At 66.0% G+C, this 382-nt stretch carries 1 protein-coding gene; it reads right to left on the bottom strand.

The annotated features are described in order from the left end of the window. On the bottom strand, positions 1 to 382 hold a 382-nt coding region (locus CCD76_RS19600), incomplete at both ends, for a transposase (protein ID WP_373419446.1).

The following is a 382-nucleotide window of genomic DNA, read 5'->3' as shown; positions in this document are numbered from 1 at the left end:
TCCGCTCGGCCACCGAAGTGTAGGCAGACGTCTCGGGGGTTTCCGCCATCCCGGCGCGAATCGGGTTGAGATCGACATAGGCCATGGCGCTGAGGATCGCCGCCTCGTCGAGCAGTGCCTGGCTCTTGAAACGCCCTTCCCAGAAGCGCCCTTTCGCGCCGTCCTCGGCGTTGGCCTGGCGGGCGATGGCCTCGTTGAGCAGTCGCATGAACCAGGAGACATCGGCCAACCGCTCACGGTAGGTCGCGGCCAGCTCACTCACCGCCTTCCTTTCCACCGGCAGCATGTCGGCACCCGCACAATAGCGCTGCACCAATAACGGCCCGGTGAACAGTGCTGTCCAGCGCTTCAGCACCTCGTCGTCGCTCCAGCCCTCGGCCCG

The organism is Salinicola salarius (genome assembly GCF_002179555.1).
GTDB classification, from domain to species: Bacteria; Pseudomonadota; Gammaproteobacteria; order Pseudomonadales; family Halomonadaceae; genus Salinicola; species Salinicola salarius_A.
This window is presented reverse-complemented; position numbering and strand designations above follow the sequence as displayed.